This is a genomic window from Variovorax sp. VRV01 (assembly GCF_014852545.1).
Lineage (GTDB): Bacteria > Pseudomonadota > Gammaproteobacteria > Burkholderiales > Burkholderiaceae_C > Variovorax > Variovorax beijingensis_A.
The window spans coordinates 503,814-516,260 of record NZ_JACVBS010000001.1 but is presented as its reverse complement, the minus strand read 5'-3'; the positions used below and the strand labels follow the sequence as shown (position 1 = coordinate 516,260).

Genomic DNA, 12,447 nt, shown 5'->3' with positions numbered 1-12,447 from the left:
GCCGGCATCCATCGTGCGCAGCTATTGAAATGATAGCAAGCACCCGATGAAGGACAACGAGGACAGCGACACGCTCGTGGCCAGCATGCCCGAAGTGGTCGACCAGGTCGCGCTCGCCAGGCTCTATGGCGAGCCGTTGTTCGCGATGCCGAAGGACCTGTACATCCCGCCGGAGGCGCTGCAGGTCTTTCTCGAGGCCTTCGAAGGCCCGCTCGATTTGCTGCTCTACCTGATCAGGAAGCAGAACTTCAACATCCTCGACATCCCGATGGCGGGGCTCACGCGGCAGTACCTGAGCTACGTCGACGAGATCCGCCAGACCAACCTCGAGCTCGCGGCCGAATACCTGCTGATGGCCGCGATGCTGATCGAGATCAAGTCGCGCATGCTGCTGCCGCCCAAGAAGGTGGCCGACGGCGAAGAGGCCGAAGACCCGCGCGCCGAACTCGTGCGCCGCCTGCTCGAGTACGAGCAGACCAAGCTGCAGGCCGCCGCCATCAGCGCGCTGCCGACCTACGGGCGCGACTTCTGGAAGGGGCAGGTCTACATCGAGCAGTCGCTCAAGCCGCGCTTTCCCGATGTGAACGTGATCGAGCTGCGCGACGCCTGGGCCGACATCATGAAGCGCGCCAAGCTCGTGCAGCACCACAAGATCTCGCGCGAGGAGCTCAACGTGCGCGAGCACATGAGCATCGTGCTGCGCCACCTGCAGGGGCAGCGCTTCGTCGAGTTCGAGAAGCTGTTCGACGTGTCGCGCGGCGCGCCGGTGCTGATCGTCACCTTCATCGCGATGCTCGAGCTCGCGAAGGAAACGCTGATCGACATCACGCAGGCGGAAGCCTTCGCGCCGATCTACGTTCGCCTCGCTTACTCGCCGGCCTGAACCCATCCCCCACTCCGAGAATTCCGCCGTGCACGACTTCGACGTCCTCATCGTCGGCAGCGGCCTTGCAGGCCTCTCCGCCGCGCTGCACCTGGCGCCCACGCACCGCGTGGCCGTGCTGACCAAGCGCGCGCTCAACGACGGCTCCAGCGCCTGGGCGCAGGGCGGCATTGCCGCGGTGCTGGCCGCGGGCGACAGCTTCGACGCCCATGTCGAAGACACGCTGATTGCCGGTGCCGGCCTCTGCGACCCCGAGGCCACGCGCCTGGTCGTCGAGGGCGCGCCGCAGGCCATCGCCTGGCTGCGCGAACTCGGCGTGCCGTTCTCGGAGGAAGGCGGCGGCCTGCACCTGACGCGCGAAGGCGGTCACAGCCAGCGCCGCATCGTGCACGTGACCGACGCCACCGGCGCGGCCGTGCAGCGCACGCTGATCGAGCAGGTGCGCCGCACGCCCAACATCTCGCTCTTCGAGCACCACACGCTGGTCGACCTAGTCACCGGCACCAAGCTGGGCCTGAAGAACCCCGCCTGCGTGGGCCTCTATGCGCTCGACAGCCAAACCGATGAAGTGCTGGCCTTCCGCGCGCCGCACACCATCCTGGCGACCGGCGGCGCGGGCAAGGTGTACCTCTACACCACCAACCCCGACACCGCCACCGGCGACGGCATTGCCGCGGCCTGGCGCGCGGGCTGCCGGGTGTCGAACATGGAGTTCATCCAGTTCCACCCGACCTGCCTCTACCACCCGCACGCCAAGTCCTTCCTGATCAGCGAGGCGGTGCGCGGCGAAGGCGGGCTGCTCAAGTTGCCCGATGGAACGCGCTTCATGCCCCAGCACGACGAGCGTGCCGAACTCGCGCCGCGCGACGTGGTGGCGCGCGCCATCGACTTCGAGATGAAGAAGCACGGCCTGGACTGCGTGCACCTGGACATCTCGCACCAGCCGGCGGCGTTTCTCCAGGAACACTTCCCCAACATCCTTGCGCGCTGCCTGGAGCTGGGCATCGACATCACGCGCGAGCCCATTCCCGTGGTGCCGGCCGCGCACTACACCTGCGGCGGCGTGCTGAGCGACCTCGCCGGGCGCACCGACCTGCCCGGCCTCTATGCCATCGGCGAGACCGCCTGCACCGGCCTGCATGGCGCCAACCGCCTCGCGAGCAATTCGCTGGTCGAGTGCATGGTGTTCGCGCGCGCCGCGGCCGGCGCCATTGCCGCGGCACCGGCGCGCGAGCGCATCGAGCTGCCGGCCTGGGACGAAAGCCGCGTCACCGATGCCGACGAGGCCGTGGTCATCTCGCACAACTGGGACGAACTGCGCCGCTTCATGTGGGACTACGTCGGCATCGTGCGCACCAACAAGCGCCTGGAGCGCGCGAGCCACCGCATCGCGCTGCTGCAAGCCGAAATCCAGGAGTTCTATGCGAACTTCCACGTCACGCGCGACCTGCTCGAACTGCGCAACCTGGTGCAAGTGGCCGAGCTGATCGTGCGCTGCGCGCAGGCCCGCCACGAGAGCCGCGGCCTGCATTTCAGCCGTGACTACCCCTCGCTCGCCGAGCCCACCGCGCCCACGGTGCTGGTGCCGCCGGCCGACTGACCCACCCCGTTTCGTCTTTTCTTCACTCAAGGATGCCCGGCCACCGACGCCCGCAGGGAGAAACCCAACCATGTCGAACACCACCACCCCACAGCCAGAGACCACACCAGCCTCGCCCTACGGCACGCTGCCGCCCGCTTCGACGCCCGCCTCGCGCAAGCCCGTGAGCCTGCCGCGCCTGGCCGACATGCATGCGCGCGGCGAGAAGATCACCATGCTCACCGCCTACGACGCCACCTTTGCGGCCATGGCCGACGCGGCCGGCATCGACTGCCTTTTGGTCGGCGATTCGCTCGGCATGGTCTGCCAGGGCCTGGCGAGCACCGTGGGCGTGACGCTGGACACCATGCGCTACCACACCGACAGCGTCTCGCGCGGCCTGCGCCGCGTGCAGGGCACGGCCTGGCTGATTGCCGACCTGCCCTTCGGCAGCTACCAGGAATCGCGCGAGCAGGCCTTGCGCAGCGCCACGGTGCTGATGCAAGTCGGCGCCCACATGGTCAAGCTCGAAGGCGGCGGCTGGACCACCGAGACGGTGCGCTTCCTGGTCGAGCGCGGCATTCCGGTGTGCGCGCACCTGGGCCTGACGCCGCAGACCGTGCATGCGCTCGGCGGCTACCGCGTGCAGGGCAAGGGCGATGCCGGCGCGCTCCTCAAGCAGCAGGCCCATGCGCTGCAGGACGCGGGCGCGACGATGCTGGTGCTCGAGATGGTGCCGGCCGCGCTGGCCGCCGAGCTCACGAATGAGCTGAAGCACTGCGCCACCATCGGCATCGGCGCGGGCAAGGGCACCGCCGGGCAAGTGCTGGTGTTGCACGACATGCTGGGCATCAACCTCGGAAAGATGCCGAAGTTCGTGCGCAACTTCATGGCCGACGCGCCGGGCGTGCTGCCCGCCCTCAAAGCCTACGTGCAGGCCGTCAAGGACGGCAGCTTCCCCGACGACCAACTCCACGCCTGGTAAGGAAGGAACCGAGACCATGTACATCGCACACACCATCGCCGAACTGCGCAACCATCTGGCGGCCTTCAAGCGCCCTGCCTTCGTCCCCACCATGGGCAACCTGCACGACGGCCACCTGGCCCTCGTGCAGCAGGCCAGGCCGCTGGGCGACGTCACCGTGGCGAGCATCTTCGTGAACCGCCTGCAGTTCCTGCCGCACGAGGATTTCGACACCTACCCGCGCACCTGGGACAGCGACTGCGAGAAGCTGCGCACGGCCGGCTGCGACGTGCTCTTTGCGCCCGACGAAAAGGCGCTCTACCCCGAGCCGCAAACCTGCAAGGTGCACCCGGACCCGGCGCTGGCCGACATCCTCGAAGGCCACTTCCGCCCGGGCTTCTTCGTCGGCGTGTGCACGGTGGTGCTCAAGCTCTTCCAGTGCGTGCAGCCGCGCGTGGCGGTGTTCGGCAAGAAGGACTACCAGCAGCTCATGATGATCCGCCACATGGTGCGGCAGTTCGCGCTGCCGATCGAGATCGTGGGCAGCGAGACCTTCCGCGCCGACGACGGACTCGCGCTGTCGTCGCGCAACGGCTACCTGAGCGAGGCCGAGCGCGCGGAAGCCGTGCAGCTCTCGAAGGCGCTGAAGGCCATGGCCGAAGCCGTGCAAGCCGGCGAACGCGATTTGGCCGCGATCGAAGCGCGGGCAATGCAGGCACTGGCGCAGCGCGGCTGGCAACCGGACTATCTTGTGCTGCGGCGCCGTTCCGATCTGCAGGCGCCCTCGGCCGGCGAGCCGCTGGTGGCGCTGGCCGCGGCGCGGCTGGGCGGCACGCGGCTGATCGACAACCTCGAAATCGACGCAATACCGTCATGACCTACAGCGTCAAGGAAATCTTCTACACCCTGCAGGGCGAAGGCGGCCAGGCCGGCATGCCGGCCGTGTTCTGCCGCTTCGCGGGCTGCAACCTCTGGACCGGCCGCGAGGAAGACCGCGCCACGGCCGTCTGCCGTTTCTGCGACACCGACTTCGTCGGCACCGACGGCACGCTGGGCGGCAAGTTCAAGGATGCCGAGCTGCTGGCCGACACCGTCGCCGCGCAATGGCCGGCCGACGACGCCAAGCATCGGTTGGTCGTGCTGACCGGCGGCGAGCCGCTGCTGCAGGTGGACGCCGCGCTGGTCGACGCGCTGCACGCGCGGCGCTTTCGCATCGCGGTGGAGAGCAACGGCACGGTCGCCGCACCCGAGGGCATCGACTGGCTCTGCATCAGCCCCAAGGCCGGCGCGCCCTGGGTGCAGCAGCGCGGACAGGAACTCAAGCTGGTGTGGCCGCAGACCGGGTTCGATCTCGACACCATGGCATGCACCGGCGAGTTCACGCACCGCTTCCTGCAGCCGATGGACGGGCCCGACCGCGCGGCCAACACCGAGCTGTGCATTACCGAATGCATGCGCCATCCGGCGTGGCGCCTGAGCGTGCAGACCCACAAGATCACCGGCATCCGCTGAGCGCGGAATTTCTTCAGATGCGATTCACCATCAGCCAACGCTTTTTCTTCGACGCCGCGCACACGCTCAAGCGCGAGATCGAAGCCGAAGGCAGCCGCCGTATCCACGGCCATACCTACCATGCCGAAGTCTGGCTTGCGGGCCAGCGCGACCCCGTCACGGGCATGGTCGTCGACCTCGGATTGCTGCGCCGCCGGCTCGACGACGTGCGCGAGCAGCTCGACCATCACCTGCTCGACGACGTGGCGGGACTGCATCCGCCGACGCTCGAAAACCTGTGCCTGTTCATTGCGGACGCGCTGCCCGAATTCCGTCCCTCGCTCGCGCGGGTGCGCGTGTGGCGCGAGGCGCTGGGGGACAGCTGTACGCTGGAGTTCTAGGTTTTACTCCCTCCCCTTCCGGGGGAGGGTCGGGGTGGGGGCAAGCGGCGCCTCCATCGAGCGCACTGCCCGCCCCCATATACGCAATCAGGCCGCGCCGATGCCCGCAACCAGGCTGCCGGGCGCCTGTCCATTCTTCAGCCCCGCCGTGAACGCCAGCATCCGATCGATCGGCACGCGCGCGCGCAGCCCCAGCGCCGGATCGACGTGGATCTCGCCCGCACCCGTCTCCAGCGCATTCGCCAGCTCCACCAACCCATTCATCGCCATCCACGGGCAATGCGCGCAACTCTTGCAAGTGCCACCGTTGCCGGCCGTGGGCGCCTCGATGAAGGTCTTGCCGGGGTTCAGCGTACGCAGCTTGTGCAGCATGCCGGTGTCGGTGGCGACGATGAATTCGCTCGCGTCCAGGCGCTGCGCCGCGTTCAGGATGGCCGAGGTGGAACCCACCGCATCGGCCAGCGCGATCACGTCGGCCGGCGATTCGGGATGCACCAGCACCTTCGCGGCCGGGTGCGCCTTCTTGAGCAACTCGAGCTCCAGCGCCTTGAATTCGTCGTGCACGATGCAGGCGCCGTTCCAGCTCACCATGTCGGCGCCGGTCTGGCGCTGGATGTAGTCGCCCAGGTGGCGGTCGGGGCCCCAGAGGATCTTGCGGCCCTGCGCATGCAGCGCGCTCACCACGTCGAGCGCGCAGCTCGAGGTGACGAGCCAGTCGGCGCGCGCCTTCACGGCCGCGCTGGTGTTGGCGTAGACCACCACGGTGCGGTCCGGGTGCCGGTCGCAGAAGGCGCTGAATTCGTCGACCGGACAGCCCAGGTCGAGCGAGCAGTTGGCGTCCAGATCGGGCATGAGCACGCGCTTCTCGGGCGAGAGGATCTTGGCGGTCTCGCCCATGAAGCGCACGCCCGACACCACCAGCGTCTGCGCCGCATGGTCGCGGCCGAAGCGCGCCATCTCGAGCGAATCGCTCACGATGCCGCCGGTTTCCTCGGCCAGGTCCTGCAGGTCGGGGTGCACGTAGAAGTGCGACACCATCACGGCATTGCGTTCGCGCAGCAGGCGGCGGATGCGTTCCTTGAGCGCGCTGCGTTCGCCGGGCGAGGGCTCGGGCGGCACGCGGGCCCAGGCGTGGCGCGTGTCGCAGGCCGCGCCGGCCCCGGCCGCGGGTTGTTCGTAGTCGACGTCGATGACGAAGGAAGGAGCAGCCATGGCGCGCTCAGCCTTCCTGGAAACGCATGGAGAAATCGATCGCCTTCACGTCCTTGGTGAGCGCGCCGATGGATATGCGGTCGACACCGGTGTCGGCCAGGGTGCGCAGGCCCTCGAGCGTCACGCCGCCGGAGATCTCGAGCACAGTCTTGCGGTCGTCGCCGGCCTCGCCGTTGATGCGGACGGCCTCGCGCAAGGTCGGCAGGTCCATGTTGTCGAGCAGCACCATGCGCGCGCCCGCCTCGAGCGCCTCGCGCAGCTGCGCCAGCGTTTCGACTTCGACCTCGACGAAGGCCGCGCGCTGCGCCACCGGCGCCACGGCGCGCAGCGCCGCGGCCACGCTGCCGGCCGCGGCAATGTGGTTTTCCTTGATGAGCACCGCGTCGTAAAGGCCGATGCGGTGGTTCACGCCGCCGCCCGTGCGCACCGCGTACTTCTGCGCCAGGCGCAGGCCCGGCAGGGTCTTGCGGGTGTCGACGATGCGCGCGCGCGTGCCGCGCACCGCGTCGGCGTAGGCCGCCGTCTTGGTGGCGACCCCGCTCAGGAGCTGAAGAAAGTTGAGCGCGGTGCGCTCGGCCGTGAGCAGTGCGCGCGCGGTGCCCTCGATCTCGAGCACGGTCTGGTCGGCCGCGCAGCGCTCGCCCTCGCCGCACAGCCAGCGGATGCGAGCCTGTGGATCGAGCTGCCGCACGGTGGCTTCGACCCAGGGCGCGCCGCAGAGCACGGCCGCCTCGCGCGCCAGCACGCGGGCATGGGCGCGGCGGCCGGGGTCGACCAGCGAGGCGGTCAGGTCGCCGTCGGCCACGTCTTCCTGCAGGGCCCGGGCGGCGTCGGCCTGGGCCAGCGCGGCCACGGCCGGCGCCGAAAAATCAAAGCGAGGGCTCATGGCTGTCTTGTCTCTTCAGTCTTGTGGTGATTCATGGCATGCGGCAGGGCCTTGGCATGCGATTCGAGGTGTGCGTCCCTTAGCCCCTGACGGATTCAGGGACCGGATCGCGGCCGGTCAGCGAAGCCACCGCCTGCTGCGGGCTCAGCCGGCCGTCGAGCAGCGCGACCACGCCTTCGGCGATGGGCATTTCCACGCCCAGGCCACGCGCGCGCTGCACCACGGTGCGCGCGCAATAGACGCCTTCGGCCACATGGCCCAGCGAAGCCACGGCCTGCGCGAGCGTTTGGCCCTGCGCCAGCAGCAAGCCCACCTTGCGGTTGCGCGAGAGGTCGCCGGTGGCCGTCAGCACCAGGTCGCCAAGGCCCGAAAGGCCCATGAAGGTCTCGGCGCGGGCGCCGAGCGCCAGTCCGAAGCGCGTCATTTCGGCCAGGCCCCGCGTGATGAGCGCCGCGCGCGCATTGAGCCCCAGCGCCAGGCCGTCGCAGAGGCCGGTGGCAATCGCCAGCACGTTCTTGACGGCGCCGCCGACCTCGACGCCCACGATGTCGTCGTTGGCGTAGACGCGCAGGGCCGGTCCGTGGAAGGCGTCGACCAGCGCGTCGCGCACCGCGGCATGGGGGCTTGCGGCCACCAGCGCCGTCGGGCGGCCTTCGGCGACTTCCTGCGCAAAGCTCGGACCGCTGAGCACGCCGGCCATCAGTTCAGGCGCGACCTGTCCCCAGATTTCGTGGGCCAGCAGGCCGTAGGAGGCGGGAGAAGAGGCATCGAGCGCCGGCTCGACGCCCTTGCACAGCCATGCCACCGGCGCGGTCGTGCCGCGCAAGGCGATGAGCTGCTGGCGCAGGGCGGCCATGGGCGTGGCCACGACGACGAGCTCGGCGCCCGCCTGGGCCTGGTGCAGGTCGCCGGCGCGCACCGTGAGTGCGGGCGGCAGCGCCAGGCCGGGCAGGTAGCGGACGTTTTCGCGCGCCTTGGAGATGGCCGCCGCCTGGGCTGCGTCGCGCGCCCAGAGCGTGACCTCGTGGCGGCCCGCCGCGTTGACAGCCAGCGCCGTGCCCCAGGCACCGGCGCCATGAACGCAGATCTTCATCGGCGTTGCGGCGCTGCGCCGGCTTTACTGCGTGACGATCGGCGAGGGCTGGCCGGCGGCCTGCGCCTGCTGCTGCTCGTACATCGCCTGGAAGTTGATTTCCGCCAGGTGCACGGGCGGGAAGCCGCCGCGCTGGATCACGTCGGCCACGTTGCCGCGCAGGTACGGATAGACGATCTGCGGGCAGGCGATGCCGAGGATCGGGCCCATCTGGTCTTCGGGCAGGTTGCGGATCTCGAAGATGCCGGCCTGCTTGGCTTCGACCAGGAACACGGTCTTGTCCTGGATCTTGGTCTGCACCGTGGCCGAGACGGTGATCTCGAAGATGCCTTCGGCCACCGGCTGAGCGTCCACGCCGAGCTGGATGTCGACCGTGGGCTGCTCCTGCTCGAGCAGGATGGCGGGCGAATTGGGCTGTTCGAGCGACAGGTCCTTGAGGTAGACGCGCTGGATCTGGAAAACGGGATCTTGGGCTTGCTGGTCGGCCATGGCTGAACTTTCGAGGATCAAAACAATGCCCGCCGGGGAGAGCTTCCCGCAGCGGGCTGCAGATGAATGGGTAAACGATTATCGCCCGGCGCCCGGACCCATTCGTGAAACACCGCGGAACCGGCTTTGCCGGGCCGCAGGTGCTGCCCCCGGCGAGGGGGTGGGCGAAGCGACACGAAGTGCGCGAAGACTGGGGGAGCGCCTCATCAAGCGCCTTGCAGCAGGGGCATCAGGCCACCGCGGCCGTCCAGCGCCACCAGGTCGTCGCAGCCGCCCACATGGGTGTCGCCGATGAAGATCTGCGGCACCGTGCGGCGCTGGGTGATCTCCATCATGGTGCTGCGGGCCGCGGGATCGCTGTCGATGCGGATCTCTTCGATCTCCTCGACACCCTTGGACTTGAGGATCTGCTTGGCGCGGACGCAGTACGGGCAGAAGGCGGTGGTGTACATCTTGACGGCTTGCATACGCTGTACCTTGGGAAGACTTTGAGAATTTCAACAGCTTCGGCCATGCCGCACTCCCTTCAGGGGAAACGCCGCGGAACCGGCTTCGCCGGGCCGCTGGCGTTGCCCCCGGTAGGGGGTTGGCGAAGCGACACGAAGTGCGCGAAGACTGGGGGCGAGCCGATGACTAGGCTTTTTCAACCGGCAGGTTAGCCTCTTTCCAGGCCTTGAGGCCGCCGGAAACCGCTTGGGCCTGCTCGTAGCCGAGTTTCTTGGCCATGGCCACGGCGCGCTGGGCGCGGGCGCCCGTGGCGCACACCAGCAGCAGCGGCACGTTCTTGTTCTTGACCGCGCCGGTCAGTTTTTCCTCGAGCTGGTTCAGGGGCACGTTCTTGGCGCCGATCATGTGGCCGGTGGCGAACTCTTCGGGTTCGCGCACGTCGACCAGCACCGCGCGTTCGCGGTTGATGAGATGCACCGCCCCCTGGGCCGTGAGCGTGCCGCCGCCGGCGCCGCGCACGAGCGGCCAGGCCAGCATGCCACCCGAGCTGAGTGCGATCAGGATCAGCATCCAGTTCGCGGTGACGAATTCGATCAATTTCACGGGGGTTCCTTGGATGGCAAACCCGGGATTTTAGAATGCTGGTTTTCCCAAGCGCTGCCAAAGGCTTCCCACATGCACAAACTGGTACTGATCCGCCATGGCGAATCGACCTGGAATCTCGAAAACCGTTTCACCGGCTGGACCGACGTCGACCTGACCGAAACCGGCATCGAACAGGCCAAGCAGGCCGGCCGGCTGCTCAAGGCCGAGGGCTACGACTTCGACGTGGCCTACACCAGCGTGCTCAAGCGCGCCACCCGCACGCTCTGGCACACCCTGGACGAGCTCGACCGCACCTGGCTGCCCGTGGTGCATTCGTGGCGCCTGAACGAGCGCCACTACGGCGCCCTGCAGGGCCTCAACAAGGCTGAAACCGCCAAGAAGTACGGCGACGAGCAGGTGCTGGTCTGGCGCCGCAGCTACGGCACCCCGCCGCCGCCCCTGGAAGCCGACGACCCGCGCAGCGAACGCTCCGACGTGCGCTACGCCAAGCTCGCGCCCGAGCAGATCCCGCTGACCGAGTGCCTGAAGGACACGGTGGCGCGCGTGCTGCCGTTCTGGAACGAATCGATGGCACCGGCCATCCGCGCCGGGCGCCGCCTGGTGGTGGCTGCGCACGGCAATTCGATCCGGGCGCTGGTCAAGTACCTCGACGGCATTTCGGACGACGCCATCGTCGGCCTGAACATCCCGAACGGCATCCCGCTGGTCTACGAACTCGACGACGAGCTCAAGCCGCTGCGGCACTACTACCTCGGCGACGCCGCAGCCGCCGAAAAGGCCGCCGCAGCGGTGGCCTCGCAGGGCAAGGGCTGAAAAAAGAAAGCCCCTCGGCGGCGCTCCCCCGTGGAACCCCGGCAGGCAATTTGCTTCCAAGCTGTGTATATTGGTTCGACAGCCGACAAGGACAATCACTCATGATGGGTCAGAAACTGAAGATTACCGGCTGGGTTGCCGCCGGCGCCGTTGCCGGCGTCTTGACCACCGTCTCGTTGCAGACGGTTGCACGCGGTTCGCTTGCGCCGCTCCCGCTCGAAGAATTGCAGCAACTCGCCGCGGTGTTCGGCATGGTCAAGAGCGACTATGTCGAGCCGGTCGACGAGAAAAAGCTCATTTCCGACGCCATCTCGGGGATGGTGGCCGGACTCGATCCGCATTCCCAGTACTTCGACAAGAAGTCCTTCAAGGAATTCCGGGAAGGCACCACCGGCCGCTTCGTCGGCGTGGGCATCGAAATTTCCCAGGAAGACGGACTCATCAAGGTGGTGTCGCCGATCGAGGGCTCGCCGGCCTTCCGCGCGGGCCTGAAGCCCAACGACCTGATCACCAAGATCGACGACACGGCCGTGCGCGGCCTGTCGCTCAACGAAGCCGTCAAGCGCATGCGCGGCGAGGCCAACACCAAGGTGCTGCTGACCATCTTCCGCAAGGACGAGAGCCGCACCTTCCCGGTCACGATCACGCGCGAGGAAATCCGTACCCAGTCAGTGCGCGGCAAGGTCATGGAGCCCGGCTACGGCTGGATCCGGCTGTCGCAGTTCCAGGAACGCACGGTCGACGACTTCGTGAAGAAGGTCGAGGACATCTACAAGGAAGAGCCCAACCTCAAGGGCCTGGTGCTCGACCTGCGCAACGACCCGGGCGGCCTGCTCGACGCGGCCGTCGCCATCTCGGCCGCCTTCCTGCCCGAGAACGTCACCGTGGTGTCGACCGACGGCCAGCTGGCCGAGAGCAAGTCCGTCTACAAGGCGGCGCCCGAGTTCTACCAGCGCCGCTCCGGCAGCGACCCGCTGCGCAACCTGCCCGCGGCGCTCAAGACCGTGCCGCTTGTGGTGCTGGTGAACGAAGGCTCGGCCTCCGCGAGCGAGATCGTGGCCGGCGCGCTGCAGGACCACAAGCGCGCCACCATCATGGGGAGCCAGACCTTCGGCAAGGGCTCGGTGCAGACGGTGCGCCCGCTCGGTCCGGACACGGGCCTCAAGATCACCACGGCGCGCTACTACACGCCCAGCGGCACCTCGATCCAGGCCAAGGGCATCGTGCCCAACGTGCTGATCGACGAAAGCGCCGAGGGCAGCCCCTTCGCCGCCCTGCGCATGCGCGAGGCCGACCTCGAAAAGCACCTGGCCAGCGGCCAGGGCCCTGAAACCAAGGACCCGGAACGCGAAAAGGCCCGCGACGAAGCCCGCAAGCGCCTCGAGGAAGAAGCCAAGAAGCCGCCGCAGGACCGCAAGGTGCCCGAGTTCGGCACCGACAAGGACTTCCCGCTGGTGCAGGCGCTCAACCGCCTCAAGGGCCAGCCGGTGCTGGTCAGCAAGACCCAGGTCATTGTCGAAAACAAGGAAGAGAAGAAGGAAAACTGAAGCCGCGCAGCCCCAGAGGCAGCGGCCCGACGCGCG

General features: G+C 68.2%; 14 protein-coding genes. 8 read left to right on the top strand and 6 right to left on the bottom strand.

Going from position 1 to position 12,447, the window contains the following annotated elements:
* Nucleotides 1–46: 46 nt before the first annotated feature.
* The 6 genes from IB278_RS02525 (at nucleotide 47) to IB278_RS02500 (ending at nucleotide 5,318) form a co-directional block, all read left to right on the top strand.
* The gene (locus IB278_RS02525) at nucleotides 47–883 is read left to right on the top strand and encodes a segregation and condensation protein A (protein WP_015866865.1); all 837 of its coding nucleotides are present in this window, start codon (nucleotides 47–49) and stop codon (nucleotides 881–883) included.
* A 28-nt stretch (nucleotides 884–911) separates the two neighbouring features.
* The gene (nadB, locus tag IB278_RS02520; protein WP_192322529.1) at nucleotides 912–2,483 is read left to right on the top strand and encodes an L-aspartate oxidase; all 1,572 of its coding nucleotides are present in this window, start codon (nucleotides 912–914) and stop codon (nucleotides 2,481–2,483) included.
* Nucleotides 2,484–2,553: 70 nt separating this feature from the next.
* Nucleotides 2,554–3,447 (top strand): 3-methyl-2-oxobutanoate hydroxymethyltransferase, encoded by an 894-nt coding sequence (panB, locus tag IB278_RS02515; protein WP_145745651.1) that lies wholly within the window; start codon nucleotides 2,554–2,556, stop codon nucleotides 3,445–3,447.
* Nucleotides 3,448–3,463: 16 nt separating this feature from the next.
* Nucleotides 3,464–4,303 carry a pantoate--beta-alanine ligase gene (gene panC, locus IB278_RS02510; RefSeq protein WP_192322528.1) on the top strand — a complete coding sequence of 280 codons (840 nt, stop codon included), beginning with the start codon at nucleotides 3,464–3,466 and terminating at the stop codon, nucleotides 4,301–4,303.
* Nucleotides 4,300–4,938: a 7-carboxy-7-deazaguanine synthase gene (queE, locus tag IB278_RS02505; protein ID WP_192322527.1), complete on the top strand. Its 639-nt coding sequence runs from the start codon at nucleotides 4,300–4,302 to the stop codon at nucleotides 4,936–4,938. The genes panC and queE overlap by 4 nt, the downstream gene beginning before the upstream one ends.
* Before the next feature lie 17 nt (nucleotides 4,939–4,955).
* Nucleotides 4,956–5,318 carry a 6-carboxytetrahydropterin synthase gene (locus IB278_RS02500; RefSeq protein WP_145745654.1) on the top strand — a complete coding sequence of 121 codons (363 nt, stop codon included), beginning with the start codon at nucleotides 4,956–4,958 and terminating at the stop codon, nucleotides 5,316–5,318.
* An 87-nt stretch (nucleotides 5,319–5,405) separates the two neighbouring features.
* Here the strand turns inward: IB278_RS02500 and nadA are convergent, their stop codons facing one another.
* From nadA to IB278_RS02470, 6 genes are all read right to left on the bottom strand, one after another.
* Nucleotides 5,406–6,530 carry a quinolinate synthase NadA gene (gene nadA, locus IB278_RS02495; RefSeq protein ID WP_145745655.1) on the bottom strand — a complete coding sequence of 375 codons (1,125 nt, stop codon included), beginning with the start codon at nucleotides 6,528–6,530 and terminating at the stop codon, nucleotides 5,406–5,408.
* Between the two features lie 7 nt (nucleotides 6,531–6,537).
* On the bottom strand, nucleotides 6,538–7,416 hold the full coding sequence (gene nadC, locus IB278_RS02490; protein ID WP_192322526.1) for a carboxylating nicotinate-nucleotide diphosphorylase: 879 nt from the start codon (nucleotides 7,414–7,416) through the stop codon (nucleotides 6,538–6,540).
* A 79-nt stretch (nucleotides 7,417–7,495) separates the two neighbouring features.
* Nucleotides 7,496–8,509: an NAD(P)H-dependent glycerol-3-phosphate dehydrogenase gene (locus tag IB278_RS02485; protein WP_192322525.1), complete on the bottom strand. Its 1,014-nt coding sequence runs from the start codon at nucleotides 8,507–8,509 to the stop codon at nucleotides 7,496–7,498.
* Nucleotides 8,510–8,533: 24 nt separating this feature from the next.
* Nucleotides 8,534–8,998: a protein-export chaperone SecB gene (gene secB, locus IB278_RS02480; RefSeq protein WP_015866874.1), complete on the bottom strand. Its 465-nt coding sequence runs from the start codon at nucleotides 8,996–8,998 to the stop codon at nucleotides 8,534–8,536.
* Between the two features lie 206 nt (nucleotides 8,999–9,204).
* Nucleotides 9,205–9,465: a glutaredoxin 3 gene (grxC, locus tag IB278_RS02475; RefSeq protein WP_145745658.1), complete on the bottom strand. Its 261-nt coding sequence runs from the start codon at nucleotides 9,463–9,465 to the stop codon at nucleotides 9,205–9,207.
* A gap of 166 nt (nucleotides 9,466–9,631) precedes the next feature.
* On the bottom strand, nucleotides 9,632–10,015 hold the full coding sequence (locus IB278_RS02470) for a rhodanese-like domain-containing protein (RefSeq protein WP_225612694.1): 384 nt from the start codon (nucleotides 10,013–10,015) through the stop codon (nucleotides 9,632–9,634).
* A 105-nt stretch (nucleotides 10,016–10,120) separates the two neighbouring features.
* Between IB278_RS02470 and gpmA the strand changes: the two genes are divergently transcribed.
* Nucleotides 10,121–10,864 carry a 2,3-diphosphoglycerate-dependent phosphoglycerate mutase gene (gpmA, locus tag IB278_RS02465; RefSeq protein ID WP_145745660.1) on the top strand — a complete coding sequence of 248 codons (744 nt, stop codon included), beginning with the start codon at nucleotides 10,121–10,123 and terminating at the stop codon, nucleotides 10,862–10,864.
* Nucleotides 10,865–10,968: 104 nt separating this feature from the next.
* The gene (locus tag IB278_RS02460) at nucleotides 10,969–12,411 is read left to right on the top strand and encodes a S41 family peptidase (RefSeq protein ID WP_145745729.1); all 1,443 of its coding nucleotides are present in this window, start codon (nucleotides 10,969–10,971) and stop codon (nucleotides 12,409–12,411) included.
* The last annotated feature ends 36 nt before the right edge of the window (nucleotides 12,412–12,447 follow it).

What these genes read in the sequence shown, in the direction of transcription:
- panC (WP_192322528.1), top strand. Translation starts at nt 3,464, where the DNA reads ATGTACATCGCACACACCATCGCCGAACTGCGCAACCATCTGGCGGCC.
- IB278_RS02485 (WP_192322525.1), bottom strand. Translation starts at nt 8,509, where the DNA reads ATGAAGATCTGCGTTCATGGCGCCGGTGCCTGGGGCACGGCGCTGGCT.
- secB (WP_015866874.1), bottom strand. Translation starts at nt 8,998, where the DNA reads ATGGCCGACCAGCAAGCCCAAGATCCCGTTTTCCAGATCCAGCGCGTC.
- IB278_RS02525 (WP_015866865.1), top strand. Translation starts at nt 47, where the DNA reads ATGAAGGACAACGAGGACAGCGACACGCTCGTGGCCAGCATGCCCGAA.
- queE (WP_192322527.1), top strand. Translation starts at nt 4,300, where the DNA reads ATGACCTACAGCGTCAAGGAAATCTTCTACACCCTGCAGGGCGAAGGC.
- gpmA (WP_145745660.1), top strand. Translation starts at nt 10,121, where the DNA reads ATGCACAAACTGGTACTGATCCGCCATGGCGAATCGACCTGGAATCTC.
- panB (WP_145745651.1), top strand. Translation starts at nt 2,554, where the DNA reads ATGTCGAACACCACCACCCCACAGCCAGAGACCACACCAGCCTCGCCC.
- IB278_RS02470 (WP_225612694.1), bottom strand. Translation starts at nt 10,015, where the DNA reads ATGCTGATCCTGATCGCACTCAGCTCGGGTGGCATGCTGGCCTGGCCG.
- IB278_RS02500 (WP_145745654.1), top strand. Translation starts at nt 4,956, where the DNA reads ATGCGATTCACCATCAGCCAACGCTTTTTCTTCGACGCCGCGCACACG.
- IB278_RS02460 (WP_145745729.1), top strand. Translation starts at nt 10,969, where the DNA reads ATGGGTCAGAAACTGAAGATTACCGGCTGGGTTGCCGCCGGCGCCGTT.
- nadC (WP_192322526.1), bottom strand. Translation starts at nt 7,416, where the DNA reads ATGAGCCCTCGCTTTGATTTTTCGGCGCCGGCCGTGGCCGCGCTGGCC.
- nadA (WP_145745655.1), bottom strand. Translation starts at nt 6,530, where the DNA reads ATGGCTGCTCCTTCCTTCGTCATCGACGTCGACTACGAACAACCCGCG.
- grxC (WP_145745658.1), bottom strand. Translation starts at nt 9,465, where the DNA reads ATGCAAGCCGTCAAGATGTACACCACCGCCTTCTGCCCGTACTGCGTC.